This window comes from Bradyrhizobium sp. sBnM-33, from assembly GCF_032917945.1.
Classification (GTDB): Bacteria; Pseudomonadota; Alphaproteobacteria; order Rhizobiales; family Xanthobacteraceae; genus Bradyrhizobium.
Window position 1 is genome coordinate 2,819,438 of sequence record NZ_CP136624.1, and the last position, 20,088, is coordinate 2,839,525.

General features: G+C 60.0%; 16 protein-coding genes and 5 pseudogenes. 10 read left to right on the forward strand and 11 right to left on the reverse strand.

Going from position 1 to position 20,088, the window contains the following annotated elements; genetic code table 11:
* Positions 1-20: 20 nt before the first annotated feature.
* Together RX328_RS13015 and RX328_RS13020 are read right to left on the reverse strand one after the other, a co-directional pair.
* Positions 21-1,352, reverse strand: coding sequence for an IS1182 family transposase (locus RX328_RS13015; RefSeq protein WP_317258702.1), 1,332 nt, complete (start codon positions 1,350-1,352; stop codon positions 21-23).
* A 210-nt stretch (positions 1,353-1,562) separates the two neighbouring features.
* Positions 1,563-2,441 carry a LysR substrate-binding domain-containing protein gene (locus RX328_RS13020; RefSeq protein ID WP_213253712.1) on the reverse strand — a complete coding sequence of 293 codons (879 nt, stop codon included), beginning with the start codon at positions 2,439-2,441 and terminating at the stop codon, positions 1,563-1,565.
* Positions 2,442-2,886: 445 nt separating this feature from the next.
* On the opposite strand from RX328_RS13020, the gene RX328_RS13025 reads away from it, so the two are divergent.
* The 6 genes and pseudogenes from RX328_RS13025 (at position 2,887) to RX328_RS13050 (ending at position 10,531) form a co-directional block, all read left to right on the forward strand.
* Positions 2,887-3,615 (forward strand): autoinducer binding domain-containing protein, encoded by a 729-nt coding sequence (locus tag RX328_RS13025; RefSeq protein WP_213253713.1) that lies wholly within the window; start codon positions 2,887-2,889, stop codon positions 3,613-3,615.
* A 191-nt stretch (positions 3,616-3,806) separates the two neighbouring features.
* Complete coding sequence (locus RX328_RS13030) at positions 3,807-4,445, forward strand: acyl-homoserine-lactone synthase (RefSeq protein ID WP_213253714.1); 639 nt, start codon at positions 3,807-3,809, stop codon at positions 4,443-4,445.
* Between the two features lie 69 nt (positions 4,446-4,514).
* On the forward strand, positions 4,515-5,021 hold the full coding sequence (locus RX328_RS13035) for an isochorismatase family protein (RefSeq protein WP_213253715.1): 507 nt from the start codon (positions 4,515-4,517) through the stop codon (positions 5,019-5,021).
* Positions 5,022-7,482: 2,461 nt separating this feature from the next.
* Positions 7,483-9,309 carry a glutamine--fructose-6-phosphate transaminase (isomerizing) gene (glmS, locus tag RX328_RS13040; protein WP_213253716.1) on the forward strand — a complete coding sequence of 609 codons (1,827 nt, stop codon included), beginning with the start codon at positions 7,483-7,485 and terminating at the stop codon, positions 9,307-9,309.
* Positions 9,310-9,570: 261 nt separating this feature from the next.
* A pseudogene (locus RX328_RS13045) lies at positions 9,571-9,744 on the forward strand (insulinase family protein); the annotation flags it as partial.
* A 34-nt stretch (positions 9,745-9,778) separates the two neighbouring features.
* Positions 9,779-10,531, forward strand: a complete 753-nt coding sequence (locus RX328_RS13050) for a 4Fe4S-binding leucine-rich repeat protein (RefSeq protein WP_213253717.1) — start codon at positions 9,779-9,781, stop codon at positions 10,529-10,531.
* Positions 10,532-10,930: 399 nt separating this feature from the next.
* On the opposite strand, the gene hemN is transcribed toward RX328_RS13050, so the two are convergent.
* Entirely contained in the window at positions 10,931-12,286 is a 1,356-nt protein-coding gene (gene hemN / locus RX328_RS13055) for an oxygen-independent coproporphyrinogen III oxidase (protein ID WP_213253718.1), read from the reverse strand.
* A gap of 260 nt (positions 12,287-12,546) precedes the next feature.
* On the opposite strand from hemN, the pseudogene RX328_RS13060 reads away from it, so the two are divergent.
* Positions 12,547-13,276, forward strand: a pseudogene (locus RX328_RS13060) (HAD-IC family P-type ATPase); the annotation flags it as partial.
* A 105-nt stretch (positions 13,277-13,381) separates the two neighbouring features.
* Here the strand turns inward: RX328_RS13060 and RX328_RS13065 are convergent.
* Positions 13,382-13,615: a hypothetical protein gene (locus RX328_RS13065; RefSeq protein WP_244608661.1), complete on the reverse strand. Its 234-nt coding sequence runs from the start codon at positions 13,613-13,615 to the stop codon at positions 13,382-13,384.
* Positions 13,616-13,622: 7 nt separating this feature from the next.
* Complete coding sequence (locus RX328_RS13070) at positions 13,623-13,955, reverse strand: hypothetical protein (RefSeq protein WP_057853677.1); 333 nt, start codon at positions 13,953-13,955, stop codon at positions 13,623-13,625.
* 324 nt (positions 13,956-14,279) lie between these two features.
* On the opposite strand from RX328_RS13070, the pseudogene RX328_RS13075 reads away from it, so the two are divergent.
* From RX328_RS13075 to RX328_RS13085, 3 genes and pseudogenes are all read left to right on the forward strand, one after another.
* Positions 14,280-15,162: pseudogene (locus tag RX328_RS13075) on the forward strand (tyrosine-type recombinase/integrase).
* A gap of 11 nt (positions 15,163-15,173) precedes the next feature.
* Positions 15,174-16,166 (forward strand): annotated as a pseudogene (locus RX328_RS13080) (IS91 family transposase); the annotation flags it as partial.
* 392 nt (positions 16,167-16,558) lie between these two features.
* Positions 16,559-16,741, forward strand: coding sequence for a hypothetical protein (locus RX328_RS13085; protein WP_213253721.1), 183 nt, complete (start codon positions 16,559-16,561; stop codon positions 16,739-16,741).
* 168 nt (positions 16,742-16,909) lie between these two features.
* Here the strand turns inward: RX328_RS13085 and RX328_RS13090 are convergent, their stop codons facing one another.
* The 6 genes and pseudogenes from RX328_RS13090 to RX328_RS13110 form a co-directional block, all read right to left on the reverse strand.
* Positions 16,910-17,290, reverse strand: a complete 381-nt coding sequence (locus RX328_RS13090) for a hypothetical protein (RefSeq protein ID WP_249726841.1) — start codon at positions 17,288-17,290, stop codon at positions 16,910-16,912.
* Positions 17,275-17,457 (reverse strand): hypothetical protein, encoded by a 183-nt coding sequence (locus RX328_RS13095; RefSeq protein ID WP_249726843.1) that lies wholly within the window; start codon positions 17,455-17,457, stop codon positions 17,275-17,277. Before RX328_RS13095 ends, RX328_RS13090 begins: the two co-directional genes overlap by 16 nt.
* Before the next feature lie 77 nt (positions 17,458-17,534).
* Positions 17,535-17,825 (reverse strand): annotated as a pseudogene (locus RX328_RS43570) (MFS transporter); the annotation flags it as partial.
* A gap of 98 nt (positions 17,826-17,923) precedes the next feature.
* Positions 17,924-18,484, reverse strand: coding sequence for a sulfotransferase (locus RX328_RS13100; RefSeq protein ID WP_312018080.1), 561 nt, complete (start codon positions 18,482-18,484; stop codon positions 17,924-17,926).
* Positions 18,485-18,693: 209 nt separating this feature from the next.
* Positions 18,694-19,686: an aminotransferase class III-fold pyridoxal phosphate-dependent enzyme gene (locus tag RX328_RS13105; protein WP_312018081.1), complete on the reverse strand. Its 993-nt coding sequence runs from the start codon at positions 19,684-19,686 to the stop codon at positions 18,694-18,696.
* A complete protein-coding gene (locus RX328_RS13110; protein ID WP_213253722.1) occupies positions 19,655-20,014 on the reverse strand; it encodes a hypothetical protein in 360 nt (119 codons plus the stop codon). Before RX328_RS13110 ends, RX328_RS13105 begins: the two co-directional genes overlap by 32 nt.
* Between the last annotated feature and the right edge of the window lie 74 nt (positions 20,015-20,088).

Sequence of the window (20,088 nt, forward strand, 5' to 3'; positions counted from 1 at the left end):
TTTGGGGAGACAGGTTCTCCTCAGCGTGCGGCGGCGAGTTTCGCGAGGTTGTGGGCGATGCAGATCATGGCCCATTCGGCTTTGACCTTGTCGATGCTGCGCAGGAGGAACTGGCGGAAGCCTCTTGCCTGCTTGATCTGACCGAAGACGGGCTCGACGATCTGTTTTCGCAATCGATATCGGCTTCGATAGCCTGCGCGCTTGAGCTTTGTGCTCATTCTGGCGACGAGCGTGCCGGATTTGAGCTTTCTTTTTGTCGTGGCCGCCTTGGTGCCGTGCTTTTGCCGTCCGGTGGCGACGTAGCCCTCGATCCGGCGTCGAATGAGCGTGCGAAGATTGGCTTGCGAGCAATAGCCTGCATCGGCCGACGCTTCATCCGGGTTCTTCCCGAGATTGGCTTTGATGGCATCGAGCAATGGCGCAAGCTGCGCCTGATCGCTTGGCGAGTTGGTCAGCGTGTGCGCCACGATGATCTGATGGGCGCCATCGACGGCGGCCTGTGCGTTGTAGCCCTGGATGAAGCCGTTTTTGGTCGGCATCACGCGGCTGTCGGGATCGGTGAAGTTGCGCTGCGCCTTGTCGCTCGGCTCTGCCGTGACGGGCTTGGACTTGCATCCCGGCCGGCCCTTGCCGCCGTCGCCGGAGCGGTCGTCGCCCGGCTTCGAGGCCGCTTTGGCTTTGGCTTCAGCTTCCAGCGCAGCCTTGGCGGTCCGGATCTTCTCCAGCCGCTTCTCTTTGTTGGCCATCCACTCGGGCATTTCGTCGCCACGCTTCGAGGCTCCGAGCTGACGATCCTCAGCCTTGTCGGCTTGGGCGGCCTGGGCCAGCCAGCCCTCGACCTCCGCCGCAAGCCTCGGCTCGGCCTCTTTCATCCGGCCATAGCTCATCGCCTTGTTGATCCCGGCATTGGCCTTGATCTTGGTGCCGTCGAGCGCCACGTGGCCAAGCTTCACGAGCCCCGCCGCGCGACACAGCGCAAGAACCTGCCGGAACAATCCGGAGAGCGCAGCCAAATGCCGCTTGCGGAACTCGCTGATCGTGCGGAAGTCCGGACGCTGCATCCCCGTTACAGCCGCAAAATCCAGCCGCTCCTCGCAGCCCCGTGCGATCTTGCGCGACGAGTAGATCCCCTGGCTGTACGCATAAAGCAGCAGCGCTACCATCATGCCAGGATGATAGGGCGGAAAGCCGCGCTCCTCGTCGTAGACATCCATGATCCGCGACAGGTCCAAGCCGGTGCGAACCGTGTCGCGCACAAAGTGGGCCGTGTGCCCGGAAGGCACCAAATCCTGGATCGATGGCGGCAGCAGCCAAACCTGATCAACGTCCCAAGGACGAAATGTCTTGCTCATCCACCGTTTGAATCACGACGCTTGTTCTTCGTCGAGAAAAATCCGATTACTTGGACAGGCTCCTAGAAGATGTGGACGAAAGCGGCACCACCGAGATCCGGGTCCATGTGGGAGCTCTTCAACCTGACGTGCCCGGCTTTGCCGCGAAGTGTTTAATTGCGGGGGGCGACAGGCAGAGCCACTCAACCCAGTCGACGTCTTCACGTGGAGTTAGTCTTCTTGAGTCAGCCATGTGATAAACTGTTCAACACTTCTTGCTTTGCGCGCTGAGGGGTTGAATAGGCCGTAGAACCCAGAGCCAATGATGCGTGATTGAGGAAAAAGAATTCCAAGGCGCCGTTCTGCAATGTCCAGCGAAACGAGAGCCTCCGGCACAAGAGCAATACCATAGCCGTTGATTGCTGCCTCTATGCAGAGAAAGAAGTGGTCAAAGACTTGGCCACGTGGCGTCTGACTGATATCTATACCAGCCTTGCGGAACCAGTCTGGCCAAGCCGAGATACGGCTTTTCATGTGCAGTAGCGGGCACCGCGTCAAATCCTTAGCATGACGTACTTTCAATTCCGACAGCAGCACTGGCGAGACGACCGCCACGGCTTCGTCATCGAGAAGATGACGGCAAGCTAGTCCGGCCTTTTTCATAGGATAGCGGCGGATGACAAGATCACTTTGCTCGACGCTCGACTCGAACTCATCGGTGTTAGAGGTTTCAAGTCGAATTTCGATACGCGGATTCAGTCGCTGAAAGGCCGCGATACGGGGGATGAGCCATCGCATCGCAAACGACGGCGTCGCGTTGATGCGGATGCAGTGTGCGGAGCCGGAGCTGGCAAAGTCCTCCGAAGCAACGGCCAACAGATCGAGGCTCTTGCGTACATCATGAGCGTAAGAACGTGCTGCAGGCGTCAATTCAATGCGGTTGCCAGCCTTCCGCACCAATTTGCGGGAGAAATATCCTTCCAGCAGGCGCAACTGTTGGCTGACAGCGCTGTGGCTGACATTCAGTTCAGCGGCAGCTTGCGTGACGCTTTCATGGCGTGACACCGCCTCAAAGGCACGAAGAGCGGTGAAAGGTGGAATTTTGCGCATGCCTAGGTGTTAGATTCTCTAACATGGATCTCAAGAAATGATACTTTCAAGATGACGGAAACCCTGTTAATTCGGGCGATTGAAAGTCTTCAAGGGAAACGACAACAAGGTTGATTGTAAGAGATTCTCTAGCTCTTGTACGGCTGCGTTGCAGGTTTTCACTTTGAAAAAGGATAAGATGGCAATTTAGTCTCTTGGCGGGGCTCACCGTTCGCACGGCTTTTCCGAGTTTGCCGAAATCCTGTCCGAATGGGTTGCATAGATGATGCCGGTACATCGACGGGCAGGGTCTTCGTGTGCGCCTCCAGCTCGGCCACCCGGTCTCGAGCGCGTGGCTGTTCTGGCGGGAGCTCGCGCGACCTGGTAGGCCGAGCAGCTTCTTCGCCAAGGGCGAGGGTGAGGTCATTAGGAAGCACGTCGATTATGTTCAAATGGTAGAGCCGGAATGAGCCCGGTCGAAAGCATCTTCCAGGAATTTATTGATGCCATCCAAACCGCAACCAACGCGGATGAATTCGAGCGTGTCGCAACGCGGCTAACACAGAGGCTCGGCTTCCAGCGATTTGCCTATCTGCGCCTGACGGGCGAGACGCCGATGTTGATCTCGTCCTATCCAAAATCCTGGACCAGCCGGTACTTCCAGCTTGGATATCAGCAGCTCGATCCTGTGGTGCGCCGCGCGCGTGCCGAGCACGCGCTGTTCAGCTGGGGAGGCGAGGCGTCAACCCTGGCCGGAAACCGCGAGCAGCGCCGGTTCTTCGATGAAGCGACGACCTTCGGGATTAGATCAGGCATCACTGTGCCAATCAGGAGTGGATTTGGACGGATGGCTGCATTTACGCTGGCGACGGGCGACCGGGAGGTTCACCCGGAGCGGCTCGTGGCCGACGGGAAGGATCTGGTACACCTCGTCGGGTTGCACTTTCATTGTTATGTCGCCGCCAGACTTGACGAACTCTCTGCCAGTAAACTCGCCGCAAGTGAACTCACTCAGCGCGAGCGCCAATGCCTTGCCTGGACCGCGCGCGGAAAAGCTGTCGTCGATATCGCGGTGCTGGTCCAGATTGCACCGCGAACTGTCGTGTTTCATCTTGAGAACGCGCGCCGCAAACTAGGTGCAGCATCTATTGCCCAATGCGTCGCCGAGGCGCTGCGGCGCGGTTTGTTGTCCTAATCATCCACACCCTCCCATTTCGCGAGATGCACAAAAGACCTGGCGCTCGTCGCGCCGGGCATGTTGTATTGTGTTCTGTCCAAAAAGGTCTAGCGTAATCAAACTGAATAAGTGTTACCTGTAAAATTTGACAGGCGATTAGCAACTCTCTTTCTGGTTTTGAGGCCTCCCGATAATTTCAGGAGGTCGCTATGCATGCCATCGCACTTCACACCTCTCAATTTGGTCGTCATCTGGAGTTGCTCGCGGCGATGTATCGGCTGCGGCGCCGGGTCTTCAAGGACCGGCTCGACTGGTCAGTGTCGGTCTCGGGTGAATTCGAGCTCGATGTGTATGACACTCTCGGGCCGACTTATCTCATGCTCATGGCAGACGCCGGAGAGCCGGTTGGTTCGGTTCGTCTGCTTCCGACGACCGGACCAACCATGTTGGCCGACACCTTTCCCGTTCTGCTCGGCGGGACGCCAGCGCCGCATGACGAAAGAATTCTCGAAAGCTCACGCTTTTGCGTTGACACCAGTCTTGTCGCGGAGCAGGCGCCCAATAGTCTCAACCGCGCAACGTTTATCCTCTTCGCCGCCATGATGGAGGCAGTACGCGGCGCGCGCGCAGACAGCATCGTGACAGTCACTGATACACGTATGGAGCGCATTCTTCGGCGAGCGGGCTGGCCATTGAGGCGGATCGCTGCACCGCAGCAGGTCGGATCGACCATGGCGGTCGCCGGCTTTCTCGACATGTCCGAACAAACGCTTCACAGGATGTACGAACAAGCCGGCGTCAACGGCCCCGTGCTTGTGTCATCGGATCTTGTTAATGCGGCCGCCTGATGCCCCGTGAGCAGCATCCAGCCAAGGTCATTTGACACGTAGATGCTTGCAGACCCACGACATAGTCGGGTGGTTTTGATCAATATGACGCGCGGCGAGACGCCGGCTTCGGCCGGTCTTGCCCCGCGGCACGTCAGTTTCTCGTTGCTGCAGACGGGCTTGGAGATGTTCGCCGTCGCGTCGACCCTCATCGGCGAATGCCAGCCGTTCGGGATTAAGGGTCAGCAACTCGTGCACTCGATGACGCAGCTGGACGTTGACGCTCTTTCCATTTGGCACGATCGGCGGTTTACGGACAATCTGGCTTCACGCGAGACCGGTATCATTTTCTTTGGAGGAGGTTGGCTCGAAGAAGATATCTTCATTGCCGCTCTGCAGGCCGCCGAGCGTGGATATGACGTACGCCTCCTCTCGGACCTGATCGCGACGCGTGTCGATGCGGATCGTTCACTTGCTCTGGATCGGATGGCGCTTCATGGCATCTTGGCGACCACTGTGCGCCAGATGCTGCTGGAATGGGCGGTATGTCTGCATGAACCGCTTTTGACGCAAAAAGTTCAGCAGCTTCTATCGTGATCTGGGTTGCCATCGGCAAGTCCGCCCACGAAAGATCATCCGAACGACCCGGGTCTCTTTGATCGCCTGTTCGTCTACAGTCAGCAGATCCCGGTCGATCAGCCCCATATCGGACCGCTATCAGCACGAGCCACGGGTGTAGGCATAGAGCATGGTCGACTGCGGCATGCGCTAGAGGCCAACGGTCGCTGATCCGAGGTCTGGCGGAATTTCAGGTCTAGAAAATTCAGCGACGTGGAAGGCTGAAACAGCACAACGATCAATCGATCGACGCCCGAAGCGACCGCGGTCATTTGCGTTCGTTGTTCCGCTGCGCGGCAGCCGCTCATGTACGAGCCGAAGGAGCAGGCTGGGCGCCTCGGCGCCGGAATCACTCCGCAGCCGGTGCGACGTCGTTGAGGTCAACTTGGCCGACCGTTCCGTCCATCTCGCTCTGCGGTCGTGAGCGGCTTGGCAACATTTCTCAGGATCGTGGCGCGGCAGTTGGCTAGCATCTCTTTCGTGTACTTCTCGCCGAAGTAATCCAGAACGAAGGTGCCGCCATAGTCCGACTCATCGGCGACACCGCTGGTTAGGCCGTCGAGGATTGTGCCGACTTCGCGGATGCGATCGGAGTACCGGGCGCGGATAACGTAACCGCGTTCATCGAGTGAACTGCCTCGTCGGCAGTCACTTCTCTTAGCCAACGAACGAATCTATCGTTCCCAAGTCCGGCATAAAAACCCTTATCCGCAGCATAGGCGTGGCAGGTGCACATTTCATCAAAGGCGATTATAACCATCAAAGAGAATTCGTCTTTCAGGTATTCATTGATTGCACTAAAATTGTGTGATCGAGCGTCCAATCTCTCCCAAAGATCCTTTTCGGATCCATCAGCGACGAGCTCCATAATCTGGATAACGCCCTCGGCGTGACGCTCCTCGTCCGCGGCCCAGGCATCAAAGAACGCCGCAGCTTCTCGGTAGAGATCAAGTTGCGGATGGACAACTCCTTTTCCAGATGCCTCGCGTCATACTCAGTATACAATTCTGGCCACAACTTGTTCCAACGTGCGCGCAAAACGGATAGCTCGGCGGTGAACATCACCGGCGTCAGAGCATTGAACAACTCTTTGGGACACCAATTCCGTCGAACCGGCGTGATCGTCCGACTCTTCCGAATCACGAACGATACGAGCAGTCTGGCAGACGCATTTTCTTCCCGAACGCTCGCAAAGCATATTTGCTACACACAGATGTTGTCGCCTCCTTGTTTTGGTGGCCTGCAATTCCAGGGCCGCACTCCTTCAGAACTCGCCTGAAGCATCGCCTTGACAGCTCAATAGAAGCCCAGCGCGGCCGTCATTGATCTCGGTCAACTCGATCACCAAGACGAATCCGAGCGTACTGTCGAGGGCAGCGTGGCACGGCTTTTTTTCGCAAGCCGCTCACGTCAATCGCTCGGTGGGCGCTCGGGCAGGTATCTTCGATTAAATCAAACGCCACTTCGAGGTGGTGTTAACCCTCGAACATGCGGGCCTCATCAGGCGGCAGCCCGACTCGCCGCGCAGCATCGAAGTGCCGGTCCCTCCTCAGCAGCTACCCGTCTTGGATGCCAAACCAATCAGTCAAAAACTCTGTCGAGGTACTAGCTCCGCCTAGGAACAACCGTGCGTTCAACTCCGGAACAGATCCCGCGGCCTAGGCGGCACGGCAAAGTGCGCGAGGCTGTTCATGGCAAACTGTTTCCGCTAACGGGATCGCGCAAGCTGGCCGCGCAAGGGGGACCGCTGACATCAGTACTAACGGAGGAGCGGCGGATTACAAACCTTCGTATAGCCCTCCAAACCCTTTCAATATTGAAGGCCTACTTACGTACAATTGAGCCATCAATCGCAATAGTTTTAGTCTCGTCGAGAAGCGGGCCGGAGCATCCTGAATGGCTCTCGGCAAGGAAGTAAGACGAGCTGACGGACGATTATGAAGTTCTATCGCAGGACGCCACGCGGTCCGTCGATCTGCATCGAGTGTCGTCGATCACTAAGGTCGCGCTACCAGCAAGGTATCTCCACCCAGCAGCCCTATTGCGACTACGATTGCTATCTTCGCTACCGGACGAAGAGTCTGTTTGCGCCATGTCTCGCTGTCGCACGGGACCATGGACTCGCGCCTGAGTATTTGGCTCACCTCGAAACCCTCAGTTCGTTCGCAGCGCTTGCTGCCGTTTCCTACTGGTATTCGATTGTGCTCGCCAAAGCCGCGCTGCGGTTGGGCGAACCGATGATGGTTGAAACTTCTAAGACCTAGCTTACGCGTGTGCACGCGGCGAGACTAATTGCTCTGACAGGGAGTTTTCAGAGTTGAACCGCCAACGATGTCGCCATCGGCTATGAGTATTGAGTACGTTCAGACGAGTGAATTTGGTTAAGAAGTTTCTGCGGTTTTGAAGATGATTTCCTTGAAGCTGGAGGGCATTGATCGGTATGTGTGGGATTGTCGGCATCTTGGGGCGTGGTCCGGTCACGGGGCAGCTGGTCGAGGCACTCAAACGACTGGAATATCGCGGCTACGACTCCGCAGGCGTAGCGACGCTTGAAGGCAACCATCTCGAGCGCCGGCGTGCCGAGGGCAAGCTGAAAAATCTCGAGGCGCGGCTACGCGGCGATCTGCTGTCGGGTCATACCGGTATCGGTCATACGCGCTGGGCCACCCATGGTAAGCCGACCGAGCGCAATGCCCATCCGCATGTGACGGACAATGTCGCCGTCGTCCATAACGGGATCATCGAGAATTTCCGCGAGCTGCGCGCTGAGCTAGAGCAGAATGGCGCTAACTTCGCCTCGGAGACCGATACCGAGGTGGTGGCGCATCTCGTCGAATCCTATCTAAAGCATGGCTACTCGCCGCAGGACGCAGTGAAAGCGTTGCTGCCGCGGCTGCGCGGCGCGTTCGCGCTGGCATTCCTATTCAAAGGTCATAACGATCTCATGATCGGCGCGCGCAGGGGTTCGCCGCTCGCGATCGGGCATGGCGACGGCGAAATGTATTTGGGATCGGATGCTATCGCGCTCGCGCCCTTCACCGATAAAATCACCTATCTTGAAGACGGTGACTGGGCCGTGCTTACCCGTACGATCTGCGTCATCTATGATTTGAAAGGCGCCGTCGCCCACCGGGAAACGCTGAAGTCTAGCGCGTCATCGCTCATGGTAGACAAGGCGAATTATCGCCACTTCATGGCCAAGGAAATTCACGAACAGCCGGAGGTGGTCGGGCAGACGCTGGCGCGTTATGTTGATATAGCCGCAAAGCGCATCGCGCTTCCGTTCGAACTGCCATTCGACTTCAATGACATTAGGCGCATCTCGATCACGGCTTGCGGTACCGCAAGCTATGCCGGTCACGTCGCCAAGTATTGGTTCGAGCGGCTCGCGCGTATGCCGGTCGAGATCGACGTGGCCTCTGAACTCCGATACCGCGAGGCGCCTTTGCGCAAGGGGGATCTCGCGATCGTCATCTCGCAGTCTGGCGAGACCGCCGACACGCTGGCCGCTTTGCGCTACGCCAAGGCGCAGGGTCTGCACACGGTTTCCGTGGTCAACGTACCGACGTCGACGATTGCGCGCGAGAGCGAAACCGTGCTGCCGACATTGGCCGGCCCGGAAATCGGCGTCGCCTCGACCAAAGCTTTCACTTGTCAGCTGATGGTGATGGCCGCCCTTGCGGTCGCCGCAGGCAAAGAGCGCGGAGAATTGTCCGACATCGATGAATTGAAGCTCGTGGGTGAGCTGATTGAAGTTCCGCGGCTGATCGCTGCGGCGTTCGCGATCGAACCGCAGATCGAGAAGCTCGCGCGCGACATCGCCAAAACGAGCGCTGTGCTCTATCTCGGCCGCGGCACGTCGTTCCCCTTGGCGCTGGAGGGCGCGCTCAAGCTGAAGGAAGTCTCCTATATCCACGCCGAGGGCTATGCCGCCGGCGAGCTCAAACACGGCCCGATTGCGCTGATCGACGATAGCATGCCAGTGGTGGTGATCGCTCCTTACGACCGGGTTTTCGAAAAAACCGTCTCAAACATGCAGGAAGTCGCCGCTCGTGGTGGCAACATCATCCTGATGACCGATGCGACAGGTGCTTCGGAAGCGACGGTGGATTCGCTCATGACAATTGTGCTGCCAAACATGGCTGCAACATTTACACCCATGGTCTATGCCATTCCGGTGCAGCTTTTGGCCTACTATACCGCTGTCCTAATGGGAGCGGACGTCGATCAGCCACGCAATCTCGCGAAATCGGTGACCGTAGAATAGGCGGGCAGGGCCAAAGTCGCAGTGGTCGTGAGACTTCAGCGAATAGGCCTTCGTGTTCGGTTATGTCCGTTCTGTGGAAGCCAAAACCGAGCAGATCCTCAATTTCTCTCCTATCCATGTTGATGCCGATCGTCGTTGCTGCGTGCGTCCATATCGCCTTCCGGACATGAATGGTTCGTATCTCGAAATGCGATAATGACCTCAGGAGTACAACTGGAGTTCAGCTCCCGGACCGGGATTCACGGATGGCGCGATCACGAGCGGCTGACCGAGCAGATCATGGCCGCGCTCTACCTCAACCATCCCTACGGCCGCCCGGTGATCGGCTGGCACCAGGAGATCGAAAAGCTCGACCGCGAGGATGCGCTGGCGTTCTACAAGCGCTTCTACGCACCGAACAATGCGATCCTGGTGATCGCGGGCGACGTCGACGCCAAGGTGCGCGTGCCTGACCTATGTGGGCAGGACAATGGTTGATGATATCGACAAGGCTCTTGACTGGGAGGGCAACCGGCTTGATTGCACGTCGTGCGAGCACCTCGCACTGAGCGAAACCGGCGGATGTCGGCTCAAGCACGCCTGCGTCAACGACCGTTGTCCCCGCGGTATCGAGAGGTTCTTCGAGTGGAATCCGGATCTCGCCGACCGCTATCTCTGCCATCCGCATTTTGAGGTAAGGGCAATCGCGGCGAAGTTTGCCAATGTCTTGCTGCTGCCGCCGCTGATCGATGATCCCAATGAAAAAGTGCAATGGAATGCGATGCTTCGCCTGCCTAGACGCTACGCGTTGCAATTACGGAAGCATCCGCATCCCGAGCTGAGGAAGCGGGTGGCGAGCCTGTTCGACGGTGAAGAATTGCTACCCATGGCCTCGGACGAATATTACTATGTTCGCCTTGTCGTCGCGAGTCGGATCGAGCCTATGCTGCTCCCCCGAATGGTGGATGACGAGGAAGCCGAGGTCCGCCGTGTTGTGGCACGGCGCATTCCAAATGAATGGTTGCTCCGCATGATCGACGATCGTGAGGCGTCGGTAAGACTGGAGATAGCCCGACGACTATCTGTGCAGCTTGTGCCGCTGCTGCGGCATGATCCTGACTGGCGCATCCGCTACGAGGTCGCAAGCCGTGCGCCAGTGACTGAGATCCTTAGCCTCGTCGATGACCCGTATAGTCTCGTGCGCGAAGTCGCGAGCTCGCGGATTGCAGGAGACCGCCGCTGAGATCGATACCGCGTCGGCCGACGCCGACGGCCAGATGAACTTGCCGCGATATGCCTATTGCGTCATGCCGAGGATCTTGACCAGATCGCCGCGGCGTTCCCGGAAGATGTAGAGATCGCCAGCATACGGATATGTGACGCGCCACATATCCATTCTGCGGAGATCTGTTCCTTTTCCGATCCAGGCAATGCCTCCTTGGTCGAATTTGCGCCAAACAAGGTGCTCGCGCAGCGAATTTAAGCCCCGCGGCGGGGCAAGTTGCAGGAAATGGTGCAACCACCTGAGTACGATGCCCGGGAGGACGCAACATTTAACGAGCCAATTATCGCGAAGGTCGCAAGAGCAGTGGCCCGTTGCACGATGCTCGGGGAAGCTACTAGTGTGGCAGCTCCAGGAGCCTCATACTGTGCGGCTGTGAGTCGCGACTGACCGCGCCAGATGAGCATCGAATGCGGACGCTACGGTCCTGACGAGAAACTCGGCGCCTTTCCTGACGAACAGTCGCTCGTCGCCGTCCATGGTCACTGCGCCGTCTGCAATGAGGCTATCGAGCCGCGAGCGATCGACGATGGCCGACTTCGGATCGCGGCCATGCGACAGAGCGATCTTCGACAGGTCGAGGGCCATGTCGCACATCAGTCGCTCGATCAGATCGGCTCGGAAGCGATCGTCACCCGTGAAGCCATACCCCTTGAGGGTGGCGGGCCGGTCCTCGGCGATGCGCGCCAGGTAATCACGGGTTACCACGACATTCTGTGCGAATCCCTGCGGCATCCTCCCGATGGCGCTTGCCCCTAGCCCGATGAGTGTTTCGGCGGTGTCGTCGGTGTAACCCTGGAAGTTCCGACGCAGCCGCCCCTCGCGCTTCGCCGCGGTAAGATTGTCGCGTGGTAGGGCGAAGTGGTCGAAACCAATGCGCACGTAGCCCGCGTCGACCAGGGCTTCCGCAATCAATTCCGACTGAAGATGACGCTCGACTGGCTGGGGCAGGGCGTGTTCGTCGATCTTGCGCTGATGCTTCTTGAAGGAGGGCATATGCGCGTAACCGAACACCCACAAGCGATCCGGCCGGAGTTCGATGCATTTGGCTACCGTGTCTAGGCACGATTGCATGGTCTGAAGCGGCAGACCGTAGATAAGATTGAAGTTGAGCCGGCCGACGCCGGCTCGCCGCAGGCGCTCAACGCACGTGGCGGTCTGCTCGAAAGTCTGCAGGCGGTTGATGGCGCGCTGCACAACAGGATCGAAGCTCTGTACACCCAGGCTCGCGCGATTGACGCCGCTGTAGCCCAAACCCTCCGCGATCGGCTCGGTCAGGGTACGCGGATCGATCTCCACGGCGATTTCGGCGTCGGGCAACACGAAATACGAGAAGCGGAGCGCGCCGACGAGATCGGCGAAGGTCTCGGGCGTCATGATCGTCGGCGTGCCGCCGCCGAAATGGATGTGCGAGATAGGAAGGCGGTGGCCGATAGTTTCGGCGATTAGGTGCGCCTCCGCTCGCAGGCCCGATGTATAGACTGCGATGGGGTCGTCTTTCTGCGTGACCGAGGTGTGGCAACCGCAGTACCAGCACATAGACCGGCAGAACGGAACGTGCACATAGATCGAGGCCGGCTGGCGGGGCGGCAGGGATCCAAGCCACATCCGGTAATCAGGTTCGCCGATCGCTGGCGAAAAGTGCGGCGCGGTCGGATAGCTTGTGTAGAGGGGAAGCCTGTCGTGACCGTACGATTGCGCCAGATCCGATCTCATCTGTTTCTCCTTCAGCTGCCGGATTGTCTAACGACTTCGCTGAGGAGGCACCTTGCGCTGGCGCAATCCTTTGGTCGTTTTGGGCTTCAACTCCGCCAGCAGCAGTTGGCAGCTCTGATCCTCTTGGCCGAAACGCGGCCCGCGGCTTGATTGCGGCAAAAAAAGCCGGCCGAAATGCGTTCGGCGGGCCAAGTCGCGGAGGAGAAACGTCGGCCGGGTGAAAGCGATCAGGCGTCGAGATTGTGCAGGCGCTAGCGGTTGCGATCGGGGTGATCCTGGCGCTCGGCATGTCCGTGGTGGAGACCATTCATCATGCCGAGCACGCTTATTTCGACGCGGCGGTCATGTTGCTGACGTTCCTCCTGGTCGGCCGCGTCCTCGACCAGAACACGCGGCGGCGGACGCGCGCGGTCGCCGGCAATCTTGCCGCATTGAAGGCGGAGACGGCGGCCAAATTCGTGGGACCCGATGAGATCTCGCAGGTGCCGGTGGCGGCGATTCATCCCGGCGACATCGTGCTCTTGCGGCCCGGCGAGCGCTGCGCCGTCGACGGCACCGTGATCGAGGGGCGCTCCGAGATCGACCAGAGCCTGATCACCGGCGAAACGCTCTATGTCACGGCCGGGCAGGGACGCCGGTTTATGCCGGATCGATCAATATTTCCGGCACGCTGCGGTGCGGGTCTCGGCCGCCTCGGAGGCGACGCTGCTCGCCGAGATCACGAGGCTGCTCGACAATGCGCTCCAGGCCCGTTCGCGCTACAGGCGGCTCGCCGACCGCGCCTCTCGGCTCTACGCGCCGGTGGTGCATGCGACTGCGCTGCTCACCATCCTCGGCTGGGTCATCGCAGGCGCAAGCTGGCATGATGCCATCGTCACCGGCATCGCCGTCCTCATCATCACCTGTCCCTGTGCACTCGGGCTGGGGCGCAAGTCCTGGCTATTCTGCGGCTCCGATCGCGGCGGCGACCGTGCCGCGGTGATGTACAGCCGCCCTATCCCGCGCGCGGCATAGGGCCGATTGGACTAAACCGCTCCGCGGTAGGCAGCGATGGCGGCGGCCTGAAGAAGGAAGCGGCACAGAGTGCGCGGCAGCTTAACGATTCTTCGCTGTGCGTCGCGCCGTCCGACCCGTGGCCTCGCTGAACAGGTGGCGGGGGATGTTGATTATCGCATAACGTCGCCGTTCTTCCGGGTGCGTTTCAAAATCTGCCTCCACAAAAATCTCGACGGTCTCCTCACTGGCATGAACTTCGACGCGTACCGGCGCGTCTTCAAACTCCACTTCATATCGGCGACCATTCTTTCCTCGGATAATCGCGTGCGCCATTTCTATGCTACCTCCGGCCCTGCTTCTTGAGCTTCTTCACTCGGTGCTTCTGATAATCCAGAACGGCCGCTGCAAGTGGCATCGAGCGCGGCACGCGCACATGTGTGAGGGAGACGACAAGCGCTCTGCCTGTTTCTTCCGAGCGAGACAAATGGCAAATGATACCGCCCTCGTCACCGGCGTATGACAAATCCCAGACGACGTGGTGCATCCGATCAGCATCGGCAACATTCTCGGCCTGCAGATATTCGATCAACGATGGTGCCAGTTCAACGTCAAATGGCGCAGCTGCCTTGAGTGCGGCGAGCAGCCGGGTGGTCTTCTCCGGATTGTCGAGCATAGGTCGTCCATCTTTAACGGGCGAATCAGAGAGCCGACGGTCAGCGATGATAGCGAATATGGCTCAACAGAGCCATATTCCCTATCCGTCGCACAACTCGCCTTCCTCCCATTGCTGGTTGACCCGATCCAATAGCGACGACCTCACGGGCATTACCCCGCTTCCTCGCTAATACAACGCAGTCCGCCCCCTCCGGCGCATCACCGCTTCGCGGTAGGCGACTCGTGGCAAGCTTCGGTACCACCATCTGATCTTCCTGCATTCCCGACGAAGTTCGATTGCGAGATGCTGGAGGCGCTGCTTGCAGCGCTTAAGGAGCTTCCCATGACGGTTCTTCGACAACGGATGACTGAGGACATGCAGGTGCGGAATCTGTCGCCGCATACACAGGCATCGTATCTCCAACAGGTATCGCTGTTTGCACGTTACTTCCGTATGTCGCCGGATGCGCTGACCCCCGAGCACATCCGGACTTATCAAATCTACCTCACGAACGAGAAGAGGTTGGCCCCCAATTCAATCCATACGGCTGTCGCGGCGCTTCGGTTCCTTTGCAGGATTACGCTCAAGGAGGACTGGACCTTTGGAGAAGACATCCCGCTTCCAAAAAAGCCGCAGAAGCTACCCGTCGTCCTGAGCCCTGAAGAAGTTGTGCATTTCCTCAGCTGCGTGGATTGCAACAAACATCGGGTGATCCTGACCACCTGCTACGCGGCAGGCTTGCGCATTTCGGAGGCCGTCCGGCTGAAGGCCGCCGCCATCGATAGCGCCCGTATGGTTGTTCGCGTCGAGCAGGGTAAAAGTCGCAAAGATCGGTACGTGATGCTGTCGCCCATGCTGCTGGAGATCCTGCGCAGCTACTGGATCGCCGTTCGCCCGAAGGAGTGGCTGTTCCCTGGCATTCACGATGATCGGCCAATCACGAAGGACGCCGTAGAAGCAGCCTGCCAAAAAGGCGCATCGGTTGTCCGATCTCTCTAAACCCGTCACCCCACATTCGCTTCGGCACGCATTCGCTGTACATCTCCTCGAATCAGGTACCGACTTGCGGACCATTCAGCTCCTCCTCGGTCATCGCAGCCTCGCCACCACGGCCAAGTACTTGCGCATCGCGACCAACAAGGTCTGCGCGACGTCCAGCCCTCTGGACCTCTTGCCGCATCCAGTTCCAGCCGAACCACAGCCGGCGCCGCCAAAACACTTCTGAGTTTCAGACCGATGGCCCGCTCGGAGCCGGAAGTGGCGGACATATTCCGCCGCTACGGCGCAGCCTATCGTGAGAGCCATGACGCCTCGCTATGCACCGCACAGCGTCGCGTCATGAGCGCGATCGAATTGTGTCGAACTGCGGCACTTGGTGGTCATGTTGAGCGCTGCGATCACTGTGACCACCAGCGCATCTGCTACAATAGTTGTCGTGATCGCCACGGCCCAAAATGCCAATCACTGGCTCGTGCCCAGTGGTTGGACGACCGTCGATCAGAACTTCTCGACACCCAGTATTTTCATGTGGTCTTCACCATACCGCAGTCCATTGCAGCTATTGCCCTTCAAAACAAGAAGATCGTCTACGGCATTCTGTTCCGGGCCGCCAGCGAGACGTTGCGCACCATCGCAGCTGACTCCAAGCATTTGGGCGCACAAATCGGATTCTTCGCGGTGCTTCATACTTGGGGTCAGGCTCTTTTTCACCATCCGCATCTGCATTGCGTGGTTCCGGGTGGGGGCATTTCTCCGGATGGTACACGATGGATTTCCTGCCGGCGCAAGTTCTTTTTGCCCGTTCTCGTGTTGGCGCGACTGTTTCTCGATTATCTCCGGAAGGCCTTCGACGCCGGAGACTTGCAGTTCTTTTCCTCGCTGGAATCCCTTCGGACGCGCGACGCCTTCTTGCGTCACATCGCGCCTATCCAGAAGAAGGATTGGGTGGTTTACGCGAAGCGCCCCTTCGCCGGACCTGAACAAGTCCTCAAATACGTCGCACGATACACGCACCGCATCGCCATCTCTAACAATCGCCTCCTCGATGTCGACGACGGCAAGGTTCAGTTTCGCTGGAAAGATTATCGCAATGGCCACCGTCAAAAGACGATGACGCTTGGCGCTGACGAATTCATCCGTCGGTTCCTGCTTCACGTACTTCCCGACGGGTTTCAACGTATTCGGTATTTCGGCTTCCTGGCCAATCGCTACTGCGCAGAAAAGCTCGCGAAGGGATGTGATGAGCTGGGCCAGTCGAGGAAATCCAAACATGAAGTCCTGCAAGAGTAGGACCGCCTCAGTTGGCGGCCCGCCATCGTGAACCGGCGGACGAGACGCGCTTGACCTCCGCTCGCCGCATTCAAGCAGAAGCACTTTGCGCTAAGCTCGTGCAAGAGAGCAGAAATGCAGCAACCATTTTTACCTAACCATCACATCGTTCCGTCGGCTGCCGAACGATCGCCTGCTGCTTGGCATGAAGGGCATCCGCGCCGTGCGCAGCGGTGCCGTTCAATACGTGGCGAAGGACGCCAGCGTCTCAATGGGAGGCAGCTACGTCGGGGAATCCACGCCGCGTCTGGCCGGCTCTCCTGTTTGCGTCGATGCGTGAGGAGCCACACGACATGAACGTGATCACATCAGAACGCAATTCCCTGATCTCGGAAACTTGGGCTGTGCTTGCGGCGGCCAAGGACCTTAGCGACACGTCAATGCAACTCATCTGCCGACGCGTGATCGAAGGCCATCTCGCCGGCAGAACACCGCGTGAGGCCGACGCGGTCGCGATCCGCGCCTATTTCCGCTAGGTGCTGATGCAGTGCTCTACGTGAAGAGGCCCGGGAGGTCATCCTGGGCTTTTTCTTGGTGCGCCAGGCATGGCGCGGAGCGCCGTGAGTGGCGCGATTTGATCGGAGTGGTGTCCGGTCGATGACTTGGAGGTGAGAGTCCTCTACAGACCCTGGTGATGGGAACCGTTAGCCGAACAGCAAGGGCGTCGTCGCCAACCGACAGCAGGAACTGAGACAATGCCAGCACACTACCGCGGCCCACCACGGCTGGGCGAGAAGCGCCGCCAAGCTCATGCCTCCAGCGCTCAGCGCCAGCGCAACCATCAGCAACGGCCCAAGCCCGATCGCACGTCCCGCCCACGGTGCGGTGACCGCGCCGACGACGCCACCGAGTGCACCGATGCCGAGCACCACGCCGACAGTTCCGCCCTCCAAACCCAGATCTTTCGTCAGGTGCAGCAGGAAGACCGCCGAGTATGCGTTGTACCAAAAGATGAAGGTGCCAGTGGCCAACGTGACTGCCCGCAGAATCGGGGTGCCGAACACGGTGGTCAGCCCTTCGGCCATTTGGCCGAGTAGCTGGGTCGACCCGGCCGCTGAGCCGGCAGCCGCGCGCTCGGCACGAGCGACAGCAACGCGGCGGCGAGCAGGAACGAGGCTGAGTCGGCCAGGATCGCGGTCGGCGCGGAGAACGTGCTGACCAGCCAGCCGGCCAGGAACGGACCGGCTGCCACCGCGCTTCCTGGCTGAGCTCCAACAAACTCTGCGCCTGGACCAGCCGATACCGGTCCACCACCGTGGGTACGCACGCCAGATAGGCCACCTCGGCGTTCACCGGCGCCACCCCGACCAGCGCCGTTGCCGTACACAGCTGGACCATTCCGAGGTGTCCGAGGCCGGCCAGCAGCGGAATCGTGGCCAGCGTTGCCGCCATCACCAAGTTGGCGATCAGCAGGATCCACCGGTGCGGGAGGCGGTCCACGATGACGCCGGCGAACGGGCCCGCCACCAGGTACGGCGCCCGACCGCAAGCCAGCAGTAGCCCGGTCTGCACGGGTCCCGCGCCCAGCAGAGTGATCGCGGTAAGCGGCAGCGCCAGCATGGTCACCTGGGAGCCCAGCAACGACACGGTCTGGCCAACGAGCAGCGCCAGGTCGCCGCGCGGCGGTCGGAGCAGGGCGGCGGAACAGTGGGCGCGGCTCACGCTTCGACGGTCGAGGTCGGGGCCGATAGATAGCCCAGCCGGGCCAGTTCACTGCCGGCGATCCGCTCGAACTCCGCGATCTGAGCGCGCGTCAGATCCTCGGCGTAGCGACCGAGCCGGCCCGAGTGCAGTGGTTTGCCCGCGGATTCGGCCGCCGGGTGGCCGTACGGATGGTCGAAGAGCGCGTGCTGATACTCGGCGTGCCGCAGCACGGCCTCGTCCCAAGGCAAGCCGAGGTGGTCCAGGATTTGGGTCAGGATGGGTCGAGGACGACTTACCAGATCCTCGTAGCGCAGCTCGAGGTAGCTGTCCGGCGGCGCGACCCGATGCGGCCGGGATACCACTTCAAGCCAGCCCCGCGCGGCTTCGGCGGCGGTCCGGTAACCCCAATCCGGCACGGTTTTCAGGTGCGAGGCGGCCAGGTCCCGACCGTCGCGCACGATGTGCACGAAATGCGCCCTCGGCCACAGCCGGGCGTAAGAATCGACCTGAGCGATCTTGCGCTGTAGTTTTAGTCCCCACCCGCCGGGCTCCGGTGTGAGCCCTGCGGAACTCACCGATCTCGTTGATCAGCCGGCACCGGTCGGCGAACGACACAATGTCATTGGCCACCTCGACCATTACCTTGGTGACCAGCTCGCGCACGTCGTCGAAGTCCAGGCCAAAGCGTCGGCACTGCACCGCGAAGTGCACGCCGTCGTACCAGAATGGATCGATCGTGCTTTTTGTGGTGCCGGTGACCTTGGGATCGCGGGCATCCAGCAGGTCAATCGCGCGCAGGATGTGCGGACCGAGGTTCGGCGGCTCCAGGAAGTCGATTTCCGGCCCGATCACCAGATCGGGATGCGAGTCCAGCACGACGCTCAGCAAGGTCGTGCCGGACCTGTTGTCGCCGCCGAGCAGAACCGGCGAAGTGGGAAATGGGTCGGCCTCGGGCATAGCGGTGTCCCCTGTTTGACAGCTGGTGCTCATGGGTGGCTGGGCGCAGTGAACCAGCGTCGGACAGAATCCGGGGTGGCCACGAAGTGATCACCGGCGAACCGCACGGCGGCGGCCACCGGATCCGGGTCGCCGCCGGTGCTATCCACTCGCGCCAATGCCGCCGGCAAAGCCTGTCCGGCGGCTTCGATCGCGGGTCAGCGTCGGACAGTGCCGCGGATGGCATGAACCGGCCGCCGTACTGCATGAGGAAGCCCCGCGACCACATCTCCTGGAAGAACGCGTGGCCGAGTTCGGCGTCGGCAAACATGACGTCGAACATGGTGGGCCAGGCGAACGCCCACGCCTCGACCTGCTGGCCGACGAAGACCTCGTTGAGCCCGTTGATGAGTTGCTCGCCAACCTGACGCATCCGCGCCAGCGCGGTCCCGTCGCGCAGCGCGTCTAGGGTGCTCAGCGCGGCCGCGAACGGGGTAACCTCGCGCTGATAGGTGTTGCCCAGGTAGGTCTTTTCGGTGGCGTTGAGCACGTCCGCCCGACCGGCCACCGCAGATAGCGCCATGCCGTTCGCCAGTCCTTTGCTCAGTGTGATCAGGTCGGGCGTGAGGCCGACTGCGGTGTGGTATCCGCCGAGGGCGTAGCGGAAACCGGTCATAACCTCGTCCAGGATCAACAGCGCACCGTGCTGGTGCACCAGCGTCTGCAATCGCCGGTGGTATTCGGCAGGGAAGAAGTTGACCTCGGGGGTGATGATCACCGCGGCGACGCGCTGGACGCTGGCCAGTTTCTCAAGCAGGTCCAGGTCGTAGCGGAACTCCACGCTGTCCTGGTCCCGCCTGGGCTGGCCGGTCCTGTAAGTGCCAGTCATGCCAGCCGTGATATCCGTTAGTAAGCACCAGGTTGACGCCGGTGTGCGCGCGGGCGAGGCGGACTGCGGCGGTGGTGGCGCATGAGCCGGTGCGGAAGAACACCGAGCGTTGCGCGACCGGGAAGATTTCCGCAAGCCGTTCGGCCACTTCGACCCGGTGCACGGACAACGGCCCGGGTAGGATGCAGCCGGTGCGGCGCATTTCCGTGGTGACGTGCGCGAGCACAGGTTCGTATCCGGCTCCCAACGGCGCGGCCCCGCTACACGAGGTGAAATCCACGTATTGTTTTCTTGTTTTCCATTAACATCCCAGACATGCGCACCGGAAGCGCGGCTCATCACCACTGGAAAACG

What these genes read in the sequence shown, in the direction of transcription:
- RX328_RS13015 (WP_317258702.1), bottom strand. Translation starts at nt 1,352, where the DNA reads ATGAGCAAGACATTTCGTCCTTGGGACGTTGATCAGGTTTGGCTGCTG.
- RX328_RS13020 (WP_213253712.1), bottom strand. Translation starts at nt 2,441, where the DNA reads ATGCGCAAAATTCCACCTTTCACCGCTCTTCGTGCCTTTGAGGCGGTG.
- RX328_RS13025 (WP_213253713.1), top strand. Translation starts at nt 2,887, where the DNA reads ATGAGCCCGGTCGAAAGCATCTTCCAGGAATTTATTGATGCCATCCAA.
- RX328_RS13030 (WP_213253714.1), top strand. Translation starts at nt 3,807, where the DNA reads ATGCATGCCATCGCACTTCACACCTCTCAATTTGGTCGTCATCTGGAG.
- glmS (WP_213253716.1), top strand. Translation starts at nt 7,483, where the DNA reads ATGTGTGGGATTGTCGGCATCTTGGGGCGTGGTCCGGTCACGGGGCAG.
- RX328_RS13050 (WP_213253717.1), top strand. Translation starts at nt 9,779, where the DNA reads ATGGTTGATGATATCGACAAGGCTCTTGACTGGGAGGGCAACCGGCTT.
- hemN (WP_213253718.1), bottom strand. Translation starts at nt 12,286, where the DNA reads ATGAGATCGGATCTGGCGCAATCGTACGGTCACGACAGGCTTCCCCTC.
- RX328_RS13065 (WP_244608661.1), bottom strand. Translation starts at nt 13,615, where the DNA reads ATGGCGCACGCGATTATCCGAGGAAAGAATGGTCGCCGATATGAAGTG.
- RX328_RS13070 (WP_057853677.1), bottom strand. Translation starts at nt 13,955, where the DNA reads ATGCTCGACAATCCGGAGAAGACCACCCGGCTGCTCGCCGCACTCAAG.
- RX328_RS13085 (WP_213253721.1), top strand. Translation starts at nt 16,559, where the DNA reads ATGAACGTGATCACATCAGAACGCAATTCCCTGATCTCGGAAACTTGG.
- RX328_RS13090 (WP_249726841.1), bottom strand. Translation starts at nt 17,290, where the DNA reads ATGGCCGAAGGGCTGACCACCGTGTTCGGCACCCCGATTCTGCGGGCA.